The sequence below is a fragment of the Thiobacter subterraneus genome (genome assembly GCF_055379455.1).
This window is the reverse complement of the sequence record NZ_AP042402.1, coordinates 1,974,331-1,990,641: the sequence shown is the minus strand read 5'-3', so window position 1 is coordinate 1,990,641 and position 16,311 is coordinate 1,974,331. Positions and strand designations below refer to the sequence as shown.

Genomic DNA, 16,311 nt, shown 5'->3' with positions numbered 1-16,311 from the left:
GCCTCCCGAGCCAGCCGGCCTCTTGGTGGCGGGTGGGAGCGGCTTCAGCCGCGATGATCCGGGCACTGGGTCGCCGAAGAGGTGGCACCCGGCCACCCCCTCCCCGCCCTCCATCGAGGGGGAGGGGGCAATTTTCGTGGAAGGGGCTTCAGCCCCAACCCCCCGGCTCAGGCCGCCAGCGCAGCACCCTCGCGCACGAAGCGCTCGATGTGGGCGAGCAGTTCCTCTTCCTGGTAGGGCTTGCCCAGATAGACGTTCACCCCGAGCTCCTTCGCATAGTTGCGGTGTTTTTCCGCAGTGCGCGAGGTGATCATGATGATGGGAATGTGGCGGGTGCGGGGATCGCCACGCACGTTCTTGGTGAGTTCGAAGCCGTCCATGCGCGGCATCTCGATGTCCACCAGCATGACCGCGGGCAGGGTTTCCTGCAGCTGCTGCAGGGCATCGACGCCGTCCTTGGCGGTGATGACCTGGTAGCCTTCCTTGGCCAGCAGGCGGCCGGTGATCTTGCGCACGGTGAGGGAGTCGTCCACCACCATGATGACCGGCGTGGTGGTGAGGGCCTCGCGCGCGGGCATGGAAACCCGCGCGGAAACATGGGGCGTTTCCCGGTGGGCGAGCTGCACCGGGTTGATGATGAGGACGATGCGGCCGTTGCCCAGGACGGTGGCCCCGGAAATGCCCGTGACCCGCGCAAGCTGCGGGCCGATGTTCTTGATGACGATTTCCTGGTTGCCTTCCAGGCTGTCCACGTGCAGCGCGCAGCGCTGGCTGCCGCTGCGCAGGAGCATGATGGAGGTATAGGCGCGCGCTTCGGGCTGGGTGGTATCGTCACCCAGGAGGCGCGGCAGATAGTGCAGGGGATAGACGTTGCCCAGCCATTCCACCTGACCCTTGCGATAGACCTCGGCAAGGGCCTCCGGCCGCAGTTCCTGCACCTGCTCCACCATGCTGGAGGGAACGGCATACACCTGGCCGCCGGCATGCACCAGCACCGCCTGGGTCACCGCCAGGGTGAGGGGCAGATAGATGGTGAAGGTGGTGCCCCGGCCTTTCTCCGAGGCAACCTCGATGCGGCCGCCCAGGCTGGCGATTTCGTTGCGCACCACGTCCATGCCCACGCCGCGCCCGGCGATCTGGGTGACTTCGGACGCGGTGGAGAAACCGGGCTGGAAGATCATTTCCAGCAGGCGCGCCGGGGCCGCCTCCTCGTCCGGCGCAAGCATGCCCAGTTCCACCGCCTTGGCGCGCACCCGGTCGAGGTCGATGCCGGCACCGTCGTCGCTCACCGTGAGCACCACCTCGTTGCCTTCCTGGCGCGCCACGAGGCTGATCTGACCGGTGGCGGGCTTGCCGGCGATTTCCCGCTCGGCCTCCCCTTCCAGGCCATGGGCCACGGCATTGCGCAGTAGGTGCTCGAAGGGTGCGGTCATCTTTTCCAGCACGCTGCGGTCCAGTTCCACCCCTTCGCCCTGCACCGTCAGCACGGCCTGCTTGTCCAGTTCCTTGGCGGTTTGGCGCACGATGCGGTGCAGCCGCTCGGTGATGCTGGACAGCGGCACCATGCGGATGTGCATGAGCTGCTGCTGAAGTTCACGGTTCATGCGCGCCTGGGCCACCAGCGCGGCCTCCGCCTCGTCGATGTTCTTGAGCAGGGCCTGCTGCACGGTGGAGACGTCGTTCACCGACTCCGCCATCATGCGCGTGAGCTCCTGCAGGCGGGTGAAGCGGTCGAATTCCAGGGGATCGAATTCCTGGTGGGCGTCCTGGGCCATGGACAGACGCGACTGCATCTGCGTCTCGGCCTGGATTTCCACCTCGCGCAGCTGGGCACGCAGGCGGATCACATTGTCCGTGAGTTCCTTCAGCGACTGCTTGAAGTTGCGGATCTCGCCCTCGATGCGGGAACGGGCGATGCTCACCTCGCCGGCCTCGTTGACCAGGCGGTCCACTACGTCGGCGCGCACCCGCAGCATGGCACGCGCGGCCTGTTCCGGTTCGGCCGGCGCGCCGGGAAGCGGCGCGGCGGTCTGGGCGCGCAGGCCCAGCACCACCGGCACCGGCCCGCTGGGGGCGGCGGCGGGGGTTGGCGCAGGGGCCGCGGGCGCGGTCTCGCCGCGCACCAGGGCATCGTGCAGATCGCCGATGCGGTCGAAGGAGGCGGTCAGCTCATGGAACAGGGCGGCATCCGGCGTGCCCTCCTTCATGGCCGCGATCACCCGCGTCTCCATCTGGTGGGTGAGCTCCCCCAGACGCATGGCACCGGCCATGCGCGCCGAACCCTTGAGGGTATGCAGGGCCCGCTGCAGGGCCTGCTGCGCGGCCGTGTCGGCCGGTGTGGCCGCCCAGGTGCGCAGCTGCTGGCCGATGAAGGGGATGAGTTCCTGGGCCTCTTCCAGGAAGATGGGCAACAGGTCTGCGTCCAGGTCGTCCCGGATGCCGCTGGCACTCTCGGGGCCGGCGGCCGGGGCGGTGGCAGTCGTTTCCGAAACCGGTTGCTCCCTGGCGGCCTGTGCCAAGACCGGCTGTTCCGGAACCGGCTGCTCTGGGACTGACTGTTCTGGCGCCGGCGCCCCGGGTGCGGCAGCCTCCGCCGGTGCCGCCGCGGAGCCGTCCCTCTGCTCCGGGACCTCAACGGCCTGTGCCGGGGAGGCGCCCGCCGCCGGGACAGACACCGCTTCCGGCTCGGCGGGCTCCGCCTGGGCGCGGGCCGCGCACACCGCGTCGAGCCGCTCTGCCAGCGCCGTCACCCGATCCGCTGCAGGGGTCGGCGCCTCCCGCCGGCGAATCGCGTCCACCATGGCCTCGAGCGCCTCGATACTGCTGCCGATGAGCGCCACGTCTTCAGCGGGCAGGGCGCGCGGATGGTCGAGCAGGTCCACCAGGAAGCGTTCCAGGGCATAGGCGAGATCCGCCGGCGCGCCAAAGCCCACGGTGCTGGATATGCCCCCCAGGGTGTGCGCGGCGCGCATGAAATCGTAGCCGATGGGGGCGGCCGGATCATCGCGCAGCGCGCCCAGCCCCTGGCGCAGCCGGGACAGATGCTGGGCCGCCTCGTTGAGAAAGAGATCGTACAGGGTCGCCGACAGCACACGGCCGCCCACCTCGATTTCACTCGCAGCAGGCGCCGGCAGGGTTTCCACGATGGCTTCCAGGGGCGCCGCGGGCTCTGCGGGGGCCGGCTGGTCCGGCGGTTCTTCCGACACGTTTTCAGGGACCGCGGCCAGGGCCGGCGCGTCTTGGGAGAGCCCAACCGGGGGCAACACATCCACAGCGGCGCTCACCCTGCCGGGCGCCGCCACCTCGGGTTCCTCAGCCGGGGAGGCGGCTGCCTCGCCGCCATCGCCTCCACCGGTCGCGGCGGGGAGCTCGGGGGTCATTGCTTCCGCCGGGGCCGCCGTAACTTCCGACTGAGCTTCGGCGGTGGGCTGGGACGCCGCCATGGGCGCGGGCGCGGCGACGGCTTCGGCAACGGTCTCGCCACCGGGGCCGGCCGGCGGCGTGGCGGGCGCGGGCGGGCCGGGAGGGGGCTCGCCCCGCAGGGCGGCGGCCTTGGCCAGCAGGTCGTCCGCGTGCACCGTCACGTGTCCCTCGCGGTTGAGAGTGTCCACCCAGTCCGTGAAGGCGGCATGGGCGTGCTCCAGCATGTCGATGAGTTCCGGGCTGGCGTGGCGCTCTTCCTGCAGCCATTTGTTCATGGTCTGCTCGATGCCCCAGGCTACCTCGCCCAGGTCGGTCAGCCCCACCATGCGTCCCGAGCCCTTCAGGGTGTGGAAGCCGCGACGGATGGTGGTGAGCGCCCCCTGGTCCTCCGGGTGGGCACGCACCACGGCCAGATGCTCGGCCACGGTGGCGAGCACGTCCTGGGCTTCCTCCAGATAGACCTCCAGCATCTCCCGGTCGATGACCTCCTTGCTGGCTTCCAGCAGGGCGGCCGTCTCCGCGGAGGGCGTCACCGTGGCCACCCGGGGCGCGGCCAGGGCCGCGATGGCGGCATCCAGCTCTTCCCCCGCCCCCGCGCCGGCGAGCAGATCGAGCACGCGGGTCGCCTGTTCCTTGAGGCGGGCATCGTCCATGAGGTCGGCATCCTGCTGGAGCAGGGCCACCTGGGCGAGCAGCGCCTCCCGGTTGGCGTCGGTGGGATCGGCCTTCCAGGCATCGTAGAGGGTCTGGGCCAGTTTCTTCTGGTCTTCCAGGCCTTCCTCCACGCTGGCCAGCGGGGGCAGCACGGTTTCTTCCTCTTCCCGGATTTCTTCCTCGCGCCGCTTCAGTTCCGGGAAGCGTTTGATCACGGGCGCCAGGATTTCGAAGGCATCCGGGCGGCCGTGCTGCACGGCCTCCACGTAGAAGCCCAGGGCGGACAGTCCCTCGGCAAGGAGTTCCAGCTCGCCGGGCGGCGGTTCGTAGGCGGGATCGGCAAAGCGGTCGATGATGCGCTGGCAGGCCTCGAGCAGCTCGGCCGCCCGTTCCAGTTCCAGGATGCGCAGCGCACCCTCGATCTGGGTGATGTAGGGCGCGAGCCTGGGGATCTCCGCGCGCTTGGCATGATCGCGGAAGAAGGCATCGAGCACCTGTTCCACCTGGCGCAGATTGGTCTGGATTTCCGTGCCCACCTGGGCGAGCAGGAGTTTCTCCTGGGCACGGCGCGCCATCTCGTCCAGCAGCGGCACGACCTCGATGTCGGCCACGGATTCGCCGGCCAGCGCGGCCGCCAGGCGCTTGCCCTGCACGTGGGCCTGGCCCACGAAGGCCGGCGACAGGTGCGCAAAGTTTTCGATGGCGTTTTCCGCGAGCAGGAGTGCGGTGGCCATTTCCATGTCCACCGTCTCGTTGCGCGGCGTCCCCGCCAGGAGTCGCTCCGCCCCTTGGGCGATGCCCTGGAGCAGCTCCTCCAGGGCGGGATTCCCGAGCCCGCCCGCCTTCTCCTGGAGCCGCGCGGCGTGCGCCTGGAAGGCCTTGAGGGCATCCGGGTTGCCCGCCGTGAACTTGAGCCAGGCCTCCTTGGCTGCGGCGACCAGCTCGGCCAGCTCGCGCAGCAGCGGCCGCAGGCGTTCCATCGTCGCGTCGGCCCCGGCCGGCGCCAGGGGTTGAGCGGCCAGGTATTCGTCCAGGGCGTAGGCCTGCTTCACGCTGGCCAGCCGCTCGGTGGCAGGCTTGGCGCGGGCGATGTGGTACAGCACATCGCGCAGCAGGCGTTCGGCCACCTTGCTGGAACGCTCGCCCAGGCGGCGGATCTGCTGGTCGATGCGGGCACACAGGGATTTCACCGGGAATTCCGGCGCAAGCCCGCCTTCCAGCAGGCCGTCCACGAAGGCCACGGCATTCCACCAGAAGGTGCGGTTGGCCGGCTGGGTCTGGGTGGCCTCGATGGCCTCCAGCGCCGCCTTCATCTGGCGCAGGCCGTCCTTTTCCCCAGGGTGGCGCAGCCAGTGGAGCAGGCCCTTCTGGTATTTGCTGCGCTCGGCGCGCACGTAGCGGGGAAAGTCCGCCTCGGACACGGGTGACTCGCTGGCCGCGCGCGGCGCCCGCACCGAGAGATCGGGATAGAACAGATCGGCTTCGCTGATGCGCTCCGCCCCCCGTGCCGTGAGCAGGTCGCGATAGATAGGGAACAGGCGCAGGGGCACGTCGGGCGCGCCGGCCATGAGATCGTCCAGATAGCGGGACAGGGCGGTGAGCCCCTGATCGGCCAGGTCCAGGCGCTCGCCGTCGGCTTCCACCTCGCGTTTTTCCAGGGCGGAAAGCAGGCGCTCCACTTCCTCCGCGAAGCGGGCGAGGCCGTCCAGCCCCACCATCTGCACCGCGCCCGTGACCTGGTGCAAATGGGTCTGGGCAAACTTCAGCGGCGTGGTGTCGGCGGTGTTGCCGGCGAACAGGGTGAGCTGTTCCCGCGCCTTGGCCAGCGCCGCGTCGATCTCGCCCTTGACCCAGGTCAGGGGCCCGATGTCGAAATCCAATGGTGTGCTCATGTCCGGCCCGCGGAGAGAATCAGGACAGCTTGAAGCCGGCCACGGAGCCCTTCAGGTCGGCGGCCAGGCTGGCCAGCTGACCGATGGACACCGCGGTCTGCTTGGTGCCCTCGGTGGTCTGGGTGGTGATGGCCTGGATGTCCTGCATGTTCTTGGCCACGACCTTGGCCATTTCCGCCTGGGCCTGGGTGCGCTGGGAGATGGTCTCGATCAGCGCCGCCAGTTCCCGGGACACGCGTCCGATCTCGGCCAGGGCCTGACCGGCGGCGTCCGAGAGCTTGGCGCCCTCCACCACCCCCTGGGTGCTCTTCTCCATGGCCGCCACGGCGTCGTGGGTGTCGGTCTGAATCGTCTTCACGATGGCGCCGATCTGTTTGGTGGCCTCGCCGGAACGTTCCGCCAGCCGCTGCACCTCCTCGGCCACCACGGTGAAGCCGCGTCCCGCCTCACCCGCCGAGGCCGCCTGGATGGCGGCGTTGAGCGCCAGGATGTTGGTCTGCTCGGTGATGTCGGAGATGAGCTCCACGATCTCGGAAATTTCCTGGGAGGATTCGCCCAGGCGCTTGATCCGTTTCGCAGTCTCCTGGATCTGCTCGCGAATCTCGTTCATGCCGGCGATCTGGTTGTGCACCGCCTCCTGGCCCTTCTGCGCCGCCTCCAGGGACTGCTGCGCCACCCGCGCGGACTCGGCGGCGCTGGCCGACACTTCGTTGATGGACTCTGCCATCTGCAGCACGGACTGGGAGGTTTCCTCGATCTCCCGGGACTGGCGCTGCGCCGCCTCGAGGAGCTGGGCAGAAATCGCCTGGGCCTGCTGGGTGGCGTTGGTCACCTGCTCGGTGGCCTTGTTGATCTCGGACACCAGCAGGCGCAGCTCGTCGATGGTGTAGTTGATGGAGTCGGCGATGGCCCCGGTGATGTCTTCGGTCACGGAGGCGCGCACCGTGAGGTCGCCTTCCGCCAGGTCGCCCATTTCGTTGAGCAGCCGCAGAATGGCTTCCTGGTTGCGTTTGTTTTCCTCCTCGCTCTGGATGGCGCGGCGGCGGGCCTCGTTCACCACCGACCAGGCAAACAGCACCGCCGCGAAGATGCCGACGGCGCCGAACAGGGCAGCGAGCCACGGGCCCACCACGCGCCCGATGTTTTCATAGGCCTCGGTAAGCTTCTGGGTCAGGGCGAGCAGCTTGTCCGACCCCACGAACAGCTCGCGCCCGGCCTGCTTGGCATTCACCAGGCTCTGCATGTTCTGCAGGATGCTGTTGACGTGGCCGTAGAACTCGTTGAATACCGTCTCGAGCTCCTTCAGTTTCTCCCGCGTGTCCGCGTCCTTGACCGCATTGATGCGCAGGTCCTCACTGCCGTTGAGCAGGGCCAGCAGCACGTCGCGGAAGTTGTTGGCGTCCTTGCCCAGCAGGAAGGCCACCTCGGGGTCGATCACGTCGGAGGACAGCAGGTTGTTGGCGTTCTTCGCCATGCGCTGGGTCAGCATCACCTGCTGCGAGGCCATGGACACGTCACGCACCGCCGCGCCGGTCTGGGACATGAGGGAGACCACCTGCTCGGACAGCTCCAGCATCTGCACGTTGGCGGCATTGATGGCCGCCACCGCCTTGTTCAGTTCCACCAGGCTTTTTTCCTGCTGCAGGATCTGGTCGGTCTGCTGGGCCATGCGCTTCCACACCCCTTCCAGTTCCTTGAGCACCGGCTGCACCGAGCCGGGGGAGGCAGGCAGGGTGCCCTCACCCAACATGAGACGCTTGAGGTCGCGGTCGAAGGCGGTGCGGGATTCCTTCAGCTGGCGGAACGCCTCCGGGTTACCCAGCACCGCCTGCTGCGCGCCCTTGGCGATGCGCTGGGAAAGCATCTGCATCTCGGTCGCAGTCCCCACGTACTTGGCCTTGTTGCCCACCAGGTAGGCATTGAGGGCGAGGGTGCCCAGCGCCAGCAGGATGAACACCAGCGCCGCCACACCCGAATAGAGCTGCTGCTTTTCCGGGGGCAGGTGGCCGATGAGAGGCAGTTGGGTGGGTTCCTTGCCCGACAGCTTGCGCAGGCCCTGCATGATGAGGGTGGTGTGGAGCGAGGAACCCTCCCCCTTCTTGGCGGCCGGTTTCTTGTTGAACAATGCCATTGTCATTCTCCGTTCCTTGATCCCGTTTGCCCGATTTTCTTGTGCGCCGGGCCCCGGCACTCCCGAAGGCGCGCCGGCGTCGCCCGATCCCGCCGGTTCACGCGCCGACGTTGAGAAACTCCGCCTGGTTCACCAGCCCCTGCATGGACAGCTCCTTCCAGATCTGGCCCTCGGCATCCACGTATTCGGCGGCCACCCAGGCCGACAGCTCCTCGGTCTGCCCCGGTGTGAGCTGCTCCGGATTCTTGAGCCCCAGCATCTGGCGCACCACCAGGCCGGCATTCACGCCGTGTCTGGGGTGGATGAGCAGGAGCCGGCTGTCCGGCCCGGTCTGCCCGGGCTGGCCATAGAGATAATCCGCGAAGTCCACCACGCCATAGAGCACACCCCGCACGTTGGCCACACCCAGGAACCAGCGCTTGGTGAGGGGAACGGGCTGGAGGGCGGGCAGCGGGATCACCTCGCTCACATCCGACAGGTTGACCAGCCAGCGCTCCCGGCCCACCAGGACACCCACCTTGGAAGCCACCGCCGCCGCGCCGCCGGCGCTGGCGCTTTGGAGGCGCGCAACGACGCTTTCCTGGAACTCGCGCAGACTGGTTTTGCGTGCCATGGGCGGGAAATCAGCCGAGGGCCGCGATCTTGCGCAGCAGCTCGTCCTGGTTGATGGGTTTGACCAGATAGTCGCGCGCGCCCTGACGCATGCCCCACACCTTGTCGGTCTCCTGACCCTTGGAGGTGCACATGATGATGGGAATGTGCTTGGTCTCGTCATCGCGGCTGATGGCGCGGGTGGCCTGGAAGCCGTTGAGACCCGGCATCACCACATCCATGAGGATGAGATCGGGCTTCTGGCTCTTGGCCTTCTCCATGGCCTCCTCGCCGCTTTCCGCCATGATCACCTGATAGCCCTGCTTGGTCAGGATCTCCGAGAGGAAGTGGCGTTCGGTGGGGGAATCGTCAACGACCAGGACTTTGGTTATGGGCATGGGTGCGGGTCCTCGCTAATGATGTCCACACAGGGAATCAGGCCGCCGCGGCCGGGGTGGCCAGCACGTGCTTGCGCACCGCCGCGAGCAGCGTGTCCTTCGTGAAGGGTTTGGTCAGATATTCGTCGGAGCCAACCATGCGGCCGCGCACCCGGTCGAACAGACCGTCCTTGCTGGACAGCATGATCACCGGGGTGTTGCGGAAGCGCTGGTTCTTCTTGATCAGCATGCAGGTCTGGTAGCCGTCCAGACGCGGCATCATGATGTCGACGAAGATCAGGTCCGGTTGATGATCGGCGATCTTGGCCATGGCGTCGAACCCATCCTCGGCGAGGATCACCTCGCAACCCGCCTGCGCCAGGAAGATCTCGGCGCTGCGGCGAATGGTGTTGCTGTCATCGATCACCATCACCTTGATGCCTGCCAGATTGTTCGTTGTCTCAGCCACACGACCCCCAAGCCATTGTCATTGTCATCCTGTGCGCGGCCGGGCACAAGTCCGGTCATTGTATAGGAAAATCAAGCCCCGTAAGGGGCATTTCTCATCCATTACCGGAAGTTTCCTGTCCTGGCCGCCCATACTGTCGCGCCGGCAGGTCGTGCAATTTCCGTACCAAAGCCCCGTCCGGCGCGCCGGGGCAGTGCTGAGCCTGGTATCGGCCGGGAAAAGGAAATCTTGAGACCGGCAGGGCGGGCACGCGCTGACGAGGTTTCGTCGCTTGCGGCGGGGATCAGATCTCCAGCAGTTCGAAATCTTCCTTGCGCGCGCCGCAGTCCGGGCAGGTCCAGTTGGGGGGCACGTCCTCCCAGCGCGTGCCCGGGGGAATACCGTCCTCGGGACGGCCCTGGGCTTCGTCGTAGATGAAACCGCAGATGAGACACATGAAGGCGCGGTAGGGTCGGGTATCGTTCATGGAAGGGGGGAATCGGGTTAAAATGCAATTTTACCCATCATCGCCGGGGTGGGATACCGTTCCGGCCGACCCAGTGATACGCCATGGCCGACGCCCAGCCCATCCAACCCCCACCCATGGTGCTCACCTTCGCCGCCACCGACCCCACGGGTGGCGCGGGCATCCAGGCCGACATCCTGACCATCGCCGCCATGGGCGCGCATCCCCTGACGGCGCTCACCGCCGTGACCGTGCAGGACACCGCCGGGGTGGACGCGGTGTTTCCCCTGGATGCGGAATGGGTGGCCGACCAGGCCCGGGCGGTGCTGGAAGACATGCCGGTCGCCGCCTTCAAGATCGGGCTTGTGGGCAGCGTGGAAAACATCGCCGCCATCGCCGAGGTGGTGTCCGACTATCCGGACGTGCCCCTGATCCTGGACCCGGTACTGGCCTCGGGGCGTGGCGATGAACTGGCCAGCGAGGACATGATCTCGGCCCTGTTGGACTTGCTCGTGCCCCAGACCACCCTGCTCACCCCCAACAGCCTGGAGGCACGCCGGCTGGCCAGCGACGAAGCCAACGAAGACGACCAGCCTTCCCTGGACGAATGCGCCGCCCGCCTCATCGCCATGGGGTGTGAGTACGTACTCATCACCGGCACCCACGAGCCCGGGGCGGAAGTGGTGAACACTCTCTATGGCGAGTCCGGCGTGCTGAGCCGGGAGCGCTGGCCGCGCCTGCCCGGCAGCTACCACGGCTCGGGCTGCACCCTGGCTTCCGCCATCGCCGCGGCCGTCGCCCAGGGGGCGGACATCCTCTCGGCGGTGCGCGATGCCCAGGAATTCACCTGGGAAAGCCTCAAGCACGGTTTCCGGCCGGGCATGGGCCAGTATCTGCCGGACCGCCTGTTCTGGGCGCGGGAGCGGGATGAAGGCGACGATTGAGGGGCTCTACGCCCTGACGCCGGACCTGCCGGACACGGCCCGCCTGCTCGCCCTGGTGGAGCAGGCGCTGGAAGGGGGTGCCCGCCTGGTCCAGTATCGCAGCAAGTCCGCCGATGTCGCCCTGCGCCACGAGCAGGCGGCGGAACTGGTCGAGCTCTGCCACCGCCATGGCGTCCCCCTGATCGTGAACGACGATATCCGGCTCGCCGCCCTGACCGACGCCGACGGCGTGCATCTGGGGCGGGACGATGCGCCGTTGCGCGAAGCCCGCATCAACCTGGGGCCGGACAAAATCGTGGGCATATCCGCCTACTGCGACCTTGACCGTGCGCGCAGGCTCGCCGAGGCAGGTGCCGACTATGTGGCCTTCGGCAGTTTCTTTCCCTCGCCCACCAAGCCGCAGGCGCCCCTGTGCCCCGTGGCAAAGCTCGCAGAGGCAAAGCGGGTGCTCACCGTGCCGGTGGTGGCCATCGGCGGCATTACGCCCGACAACGCCCCGGCCCTGATCGAGGCGGGGGCCGATGCCCTGGCGGTGATCTCCGCGCTGTTCGACGCTCCGGACGTGCGGGCCGCCGCGGCCCGCTTCGCCCGCCTGTTCGCAACCCTGCACTGAACGAATCTGACATGATCTCCCGCAACGAAACCCTGTTCGAACGCTCCCGCCGCCTCATCCCGGGCGGCGTCAATTCACCGGTGCGCGCCTTCCGTTCCGTGGGCGGCACGCCGCTTTTCTTCAAACGCGGCCAGGGTGCCTGGCTGTGGGACGAGGACGACCGGCGCTACGTGGACTACGTGGGTTCCTGGGGCCCCATGATCCTGGGCCATGCCCATCCGGAGGTGGTGGAGGCCGTTTGTGCCGCCGCCCGGGAAGGCCTGTCCTTCGGCGCCCCCACCGCGCGGGAACTGGAAATGGCGGAAACCCTCACCCGTCTATTGCCCGGCCTGGAGGAAGTGCGGCTGGTGTCCTCGGGCACGGAGGCCACCATGAGCGCCATCCGTCTGGCCCGGGGCTTCACCGGCCGCGCCCGGATCGTCAAGTTCGAAGGCTGCTACCACGGCCATGCCGACAGCCTGCTGGTCAAGGCGGGCTCCGGTGCCCTCACCTTCGGCCAGCCCAGCTCCGCGGGGGTGCCCCCGGAGATCGCGGCCCACACCCTCACCCTGCCCTACAACGACGTCGGGGCGGTGGAACGCCTGTTCCACCAGATGGGCAATGAAATCGCCTGCGTGATCGTCGAGCCCATTGCGGGCAACATGAATCTCATCCTGCCGACGGCGGGGTTTCTGGAAACCCTGCGGGAACGCTGCAGCGCCCACGGGGCGGTGCTCATCTTCGACGAGGTGATGACCGGATTCCGCGTGGGACTGGGCGGCGCCCAGGGGCTGTTCGGCATCGAGCCCGATCTCACCACCCTGGGCAAGGTGATCGGCGGCGGCCTGCCGGTGGGCGCCTTCGGCGGTCGGCGGGAGATCATGGAACAGCTCGCGCCCAACGGGCCCGTGTATCAGGCCGGCACCCTGTCGGGCAATCCGGTGGCGGTGGCGGCGGGGCTCGCCACCCTGAAACGCGTGCAGGAGCCGGGGTTCTACGACCGGCTGGCGGACACCACGGCCCGCCTCATGCAGGGCCTCACGGAGGCCGCCCACCGCCACGGCGTCGCCTTCAGCGCCCAGTCGGTGGGCGGCATGTTCGGCATCTATTTCTGCGAGCGGCCGCCGGCGAGCTACGCCGAGGTGCTGGCCTGCGACCGGGAGGCGTTCAACCGCTTCTTCCACGCCATGCTGGCGGCGGGGGTGTACCTGGCGCCGTCCGCTTTCGAGGCCGGTTTCGTTTCCGCCGCCCACGGGGAGGCGGAACTCGCCCACACCCTGGAGGCAGCCGAGCGCGCCTTCGCGGCCCTGGGCTGAAGACCACGCACCGACAAAAAAGGGAGGCCCTGCCTCCCTTTTCGCATCCCGCGCCGGCCGGCCTTACTTCAGGCCTGCGATGTAATTGGCCACGTCCTTGATTTCCTGCTCCGTCATGCGGTCGGCGATCATGCGCATCATCTTGGCAGGATCGTTCTGCCGATCCCGGGTCCGGAAGGCCTTGAGCTGGGCGATGATGTAATCGGCATGCTGGCCGCCCAGACGGGGATACTGCACGGGAATGCCCGCCCCCGTGGGGCCGTGGCAGCCGGCACAGGCCGGCACGCCGCTGGCGGCGTTGCCACCGCGCCAGAGCTTCTCGCCGTTGGTGTAGGGCTGCTTGGCCGCACCCGGCTTGATGGGCTTCTCGGCGAAATAGGCGCCCAGGTTGACCATGTCCTCGTCGCTCAGGGTGGCCACCATGGCGCCCATCACGGCGCTCTTGCGCACCCCCTCCTTGTTGGGATCGGCGAGGGCCGCCTTAAAGTCGCGCAGCTGCTTGGTGATATACTCGGCGTGCTGGCCCGCGAGCTTGGGATTGGCCGGGCTGGCGCTGTTGCCGTCGGCCGCATGACAGGCCGCGCAGACCTGGTTGACGATGGGCGCGGCCTTGGCAGGATCGGCTTTGGCGGGGGCGGTTTCGGCCTGCGCGGCACCGACGGCGAGCGCGCCGGAAGCCAGGGCCAGGGCCAGGATGGATTTCATGGATGACGCTCCTTCAAGCTTTTCGAGGGGGTGGGAAACCGACAGCGAAGTCCGAAAAGGCGGATTTTATACCACAAGCCCCTGCCCGCGAAAACGCCCCATGCCCCTGTTCTCCCGCCTCCACTACGAGAAGTCGGTGCACGACCTGCGCGATCTGCCGGCCACGCGCCGGGAAATCGCCTTCGCCGGACGCAGCAATGCGGGCAAGTCCAGCGCCATCAACACCCTGGCGGGACGCCGGACGGCCTTCGTGAGCAAGACACCCGGTCGCACCCAGCTCATCAACTTCTTCCGCATCGGGGACGGCGATTATCTGGTGGACCTGCCGGGCTATGGCTATGCCAAGGTGCCGGAGGCGGTGCGCCGCCACTGGCAGGCGACCCTTTCCCACTACCTGCAGACCCGAAACAGCCTGGTGGGACTGGTGCTGATCATGGATGCCCGCCATCCCCTGACGCCCCTGGACCGCCAGATGATCGCCTGGTTCGCCCCCACCGGCCGGCCCATCCACTGCCTGCTCACCAAGGCCGACAAGCTGTCCCGGGGCGAGGCGGCGCGGACCCTCCAGGCCGTGCGGCGGGCGCTGGCGGCGCAGTGTCCGGGCGCCACCGTGCAGCTCTTCTCCAGCCTCAGAAAACAGGGGGTGGAGGAAGCGGAGGCGGTGCTCGCCGGCTGGCTCGGAGGGGCAGACGCAGCAGTGGCCGCCGGCGGGCAGGCATAAAAAACCCCCGGTCAAAGGGGAGCAAAAACCGGGGGCAAACGCCTTAATGGGATTAAGGCACCCGCTCAGGGAGGAGAAGCGGGAGATGACATCGCTGCCATCTGCTTCCTATGATAGGCGCCGCGCAAAATGGTTCCCGGAAAATTTTTGCGCCCGGCCCCCCATCTCCAAGCCATTGATCGATTTCGGAGTTTTACATGCACATCCTGGGCAGCTATCCCCACCGGCGCATGCGCCGCATGCGGCGCGACGATTTTTCCCGCCGCCTCATGCGGGAACACCGCCTGACCGTCGATGACCTGATCCTTCCCGTGTTCGTCCTGGAGGGCACCGGCCGCCGCGAGGCGGTGCCCTCCATGCCCGGGGTGGAGCGCCTGAGCCTGGATCAGCTGCTGCCGGTGGCGGAGGAATGCCTGGCCCTGGGCATTCCCGCCCTGGCCCTGTTTCCCGTGGTGGACCCCGCCCTCAAGAGCGCCGATGCCCGCGAGGCCTACAACCCGGAAGGACTCGTGCCGCGGGTGGTGCGCGCCCTCAAGGCCAGGCTGCCGGAGCTGGGGATCATCACCGACGTGGCCCTGGACCCCTACACCAGCCACGGCCAGGATGGTCTCACCGATGCTAAGGGTTACGTGGTCAATGACGAGACGGTGGCCGTCCTGAAGAAGCAGGCGCTCACCCATGCCCAGGCCGGGGCCGACGTGGTGGCCCCCTCGGACATGATGGACGGGCGCATCGGTGCCATCCGTGCCGCCCTGGAGGAAAACGGCTTCATCCACACGCGCATCCTGGCCTATTCCGCCAAGTACGCCTCCAGCTTCTACGGCCCGTTCCGCGACGCCGTGGGCTCGGCCGCCAATCTGGGCACCGGCAACAAGTACACCTACCAGATGGATTGTGCCAACTCGGACGAAGCCCTGTGGGAAGTGGGGCTGGACCTCGCGGAAGGCGCGGACATGGTGATGGTGAAGCCCGGCATGCCCTATCTGGACATCGTGCGCCGGGTCAAGGATACCTACGGCGCGCCCACCTTTGCCTACCAGGTGAGCGGGGAATACGCCATGCTCAAGGCCGCGGCCGGGAATGGCTGGCTTGACGAGCGCGCCTGCGTCCTGGAAGCGCTGCTCGCCTTCAAGCGGGCCGGCGCCGACGGCATCCTCACCTATTTCGCCCTGGATGCGGCACGCTGGCTCCGGGAGGGCTAGTCAGGCGCCCTTGGCGAGGGCCAGGCGTTCCCGGTCCACGCGGATGATGTAACGCTGGATCATGGCCTGCTGGGCGGCAGGCAGGTCCACGAAGCGGCAGCCGGCCCGCTTCACTAGGCCGCCGTTCTTGAGGGCCATGTCCTGCAGGCTGCGCACCTCCAGGGTCATGATCAGCGGCCCCTCGCCCGGCAGAACGAGGGAGCAGCCGGGGTACCGTTCGCCCACCTGGAGCGGCGTGTTCGGTGCCAGGTGACCGAGCCCCACCCCGCCCACGCTGATGTCCACCACCTGGGCATCCAGGGGCTCTGCCTCCAGGGGGAGATGACACACCAGGGGGGCACGCAGGGGACAGACCAGCCGGTAGTACTCCCGCCGCTGCAGTTTGAGCAGCACCCTGGGCAGGCGTGCGCGGAAGGCCGGCCGGCCGTTCCATTCCACCTGCGTGACACCATCCAGCGCAAACTGGACCTTGACCCGCTCGTGGGCGGTGACACACACCAGGTGAGAGGCGGCGAGCGCCCGCCGGTTGAGATCCTCGTCCACCCCCCAGTCCAGCAACAGGGCGTCATGCTCCGGATCGACGGCAAGCAGGCTCGTCAGAAAGAAGCGCTGGCCCTGGTCGAAATAGAGCGTGACGAGCTCGCGGCTTCTGGCCACACCCCGCAGCACCTGCACGATCTCCGCGCGCGCACGCAACAGGAAACGGGCATATTGCGACTGGTCGGCGTCCCAGTCGATCACGGCAGTGCGCGGGGAGGCGGAAGTCTCGGCCATGGCTTTCTCTCGGGAAGGCCCATTCTCGCGCAAATGCCTGCATCCCGCCAGCCAGACGATTCCTCAAGTCCGCGA

13 protein-coding genes are annotated in these 16,311 nt (G+C 67.8%); 5 read left to right on the top strand and 8 right to left on the bottom strand.

The genetic code is table 11. The features are described 5' to 3' along the window. Window positions 1-167: 167 nt before the first annotated feature. The 6 genes from ACZ42P_RS09840 to ACZ42P_RS09815 all read right to left on the bottom strand — a co-directional run bounded on the left by ACZ42P_RS09840 (window position 168) and on the right by ACZ42P_RS09815 (window position 10,003). Window positions 168-5,969 carry an Hpt domain-containing protein gene (locus ACZ42P_RS09840; protein ID WP_464897379.1) on the bottom strand — a complete coding sequence of 1,934 codons (5,802 nt, stop codon included), beginning with the start codon at window positions 5,967-5,969 and terminating at the stop codon, window positions 168-170. 19 nt (window positions 5,970-5,988) lie between these two features. Further along, window positions 5,989-8,100: a methyl-accepting chemotaxis protein gene (locus ACZ42P_RS09835; RefSeq protein WP_464897378.1), complete on the bottom strand. Its 2,112-nt coding sequence runs from the start codon at window positions 8,098-8,100 to the stop codon at window positions 5,989-5,991. Between the two features lie 97 nt (window positions 8,101-8,197). Further along, complete coding sequence (locus ACZ42P_RS09830) at window positions 8,198-8,713, bottom strand: chemotaxis protein CheW (RefSeq protein WP_464897377.1); 516 nt, start codon at window positions 8,711-8,713, stop codon at window positions 8,198-8,200. A gap of 10 nt (window positions 8,714-8,723) precedes the next feature. Further along, the gene (locus tag ACZ42P_RS09825) at window positions 8,724-9,089 is read right to left on the bottom strand and encodes a response regulator (protein ID WP_464897376.1); all 366 of its coding nucleotides are present in this window, start codon (window positions 9,087-9,089) and stop codon (window positions 8,724-8,726) included. A gap of 37 nt (window positions 9,090-9,126) precedes the next feature. Beyond that, window positions 9,127-9,498, bottom strand: a complete 372-nt coding sequence (pilG, locus tag ACZ42P_RS09820; protein WP_464899396.1) for a twitching motility response regulator PilG — start codon at window positions 9,496-9,498, stop codon at window positions 9,127-9,129. A gap of 322 nt (window positions 9,499-9,820) precedes the next feature. Next, window positions 9,821-10,003 (bottom strand): rubredoxin, encoded by a 183-nt coding sequence (locus ACZ42P_RS09815; protein WP_464897375.1) that lies wholly within the window; start codon window positions 10,001-10,003, stop codon window positions 9,821-9,823. Window positions 10,004-10,086: 83 nt separating this feature from the next. Between ACZ42P_RS09815 and thiD the strand changes: the two genes are divergently transcribed. The 3 genes from thiD to hemL are packed head-to-tail and all read left to right on the top strand — an operon-like array spanning window position 10,087 to window position 12,834. Further along, the gene (gene thiD / locus ACZ42P_RS09810; protein ID WP_464897374.1) at window positions 10,087-10,926 is read left to right on the top strand and encodes a bifunctional hydroxymethylpyrimidine kinase/phosphomethylpyrimidine kinase; all 840 of its coding nucleotides are present in this window, start codon (window positions 10,087-10,089) and stop codon (window positions 10,924-10,926) included. Further along, window positions 10,910-11,539: a thiamine phosphate synthase gene (gene thiE / locus ACZ42P_RS09805; protein ID WP_464897373.1), complete on the top strand. Its 630-nt coding sequence runs from the start codon at window positions 10,910-10,912 to the stop codon at window positions 11,537-11,539. Before thiD ends, thiE begins: the two co-directional genes overlap by 17 nt. A 14-nt stretch (window positions 11,540-11,553) precedes the next feature. Further along, window positions 11,554-12,834: a glutamate-1-semialdehyde 2,1-aminomutase gene (gene hemL, locus ACZ42P_RS09800; protein WP_464899395.1), complete on the top strand. Its 1,281-nt coding sequence runs from the start codon at window positions 11,554-11,556 to the stop codon at window positions 12,832-12,834. Window positions 12,835-12,897: 63 nt separating this feature from the next. Here hemL and ACZ42P_RS09795 read toward each other — a convergent pair whose 3' ends face one another. Then, the gene (locus ACZ42P_RS09795) at window positions 12,898-13,539 is read right to left on the bottom strand and encodes a c-type cytochrome (RefSeq protein WP_464897372.1); all 642 of its coding nucleotides are present in this window, start codon (window positions 13,537-13,539) and stop codon (window positions 12,898-12,900) included. A gap of 100 nt (window positions 13,540-13,639) precedes the next feature. Here ACZ42P_RS09795 and yihA point away from each other — a divergent pair, with 100 nt between their 5' ends. After that, complete coding sequence (gene yihA / locus ACZ42P_RS09790) at window positions 13,640-14,260, top strand: ribosome biogenesis GTP-binding protein YihA/YsxC (protein ID WP_464897371.1); 621 nt, start codon at window positions 13,640-13,642, stop codon at window positions 14,258-14,260. Between the two features lie 197 nt (window positions 14,261-14,457). Then, window positions 14,458-15,462 (top strand): porphobilinogen synthase, encoded by a 1,005-nt coding sequence (gene hemB, locus ACZ42P_RS09785; RefSeq protein WP_464897370.1) that lies wholly within the window; start codon window positions 14,458-14,460, stop codon window positions 15,460-15,462. Here the strand turns inward: hemB and ACZ42P_RS09780 are convergent, their stop codons facing one another. Further along, window positions 15,463-16,236, bottom strand: a complete 774-nt coding sequence (locus ACZ42P_RS09780; RefSeq protein WP_464897369.1) for a flagellar brake protein — start codon at window positions 16,234-16,236, stop codon at window positions 15,463-15,465. Between the last annotated feature and the right edge of the window lie 75 nt (window positions 16,237-16,311).

Bases quoted from the DNA above. Each gene is read 5' to 3' on its own strand.
- hemB (WP_464897370.1), top strand. From the start codon at position 14,458: ATGCACATCCTGGGCAGCTATCCCCACCGGCGCATGCGCCGCATGCGG.
- pilG (WP_464899396.1), bottom strand. From the start codon at position 9,498: ATGGTGATCGATGACAGCAACACCATTCGCCGCAGCGCCGAGATCTTC.
- ACZ42P_RS09840 (WP_464897379.1), bottom strand. From the start codon at position 5,969: ATGAGCACACCATTGGATTTCGACATCGGGCCCCTGACCTGGGTCAAG.
- thiE (WP_464897373.1), top strand. From the start codon at position 10,910: ATGAAGGCGACGATTGAGGGGCTCTACGCCCTGACGCCGGACCTGCCG.
- ACZ42P_RS09830 (WP_464897377.1), bottom strand. From the start codon at position 8,713: ATGGCACGCAAAACCAGTCTGCGCGAGTTCCAGGAAAGCGTCGTTGCG.
- yihA (WP_464897371.1), top strand. From the start codon at position 13,640: ATGCCCCTGTTCTCCCGCCTCCACTACGAGAAGTCGGTGCACGACCTG.
- ACZ42P_RS09795 (WP_464897372.1), bottom strand. From the start codon at position 13,539: ATGAAATCCATCCTGGCCCTGGCCCTGGCTTCCGGCGCGCTCGCCGTC.
- ACZ42P_RS09780 (WP_464897369.1), bottom strand. From the start codon at position 16,236: ATGGCCGAGACTTCCGCCTCCCCGCGCACTGCCGTGATCGACTGGGAC.
- ACZ42P_RS09825 (WP_464897376.1), bottom strand. From the start codon at position 9,089: ATGCCCATAACCAAAGTCCTGGTCGTTGACGATTCCCCCACCGAACGC.
- thiD (WP_464897374.1), top strand. From the start codon at position 10,087: ATGGCCGACGCCCAGCCCATCCAACCCCCACCCATGGTGCTCACCTTC.
- ACZ42P_RS09815 (WP_464897375.1), bottom strand. From the start codon at position 10,003: ATGAACGATACCCGACCCTACCGCGCCTTCATGTGTCTCATCTGCGGT.
- ACZ42P_RS09835 (WP_464897378.1), bottom strand. From the start codon at position 8,100: ATGGCATTGTTCAACAAGAAACCGGCCGCCAAGAAGGGGGAGGGTTCC.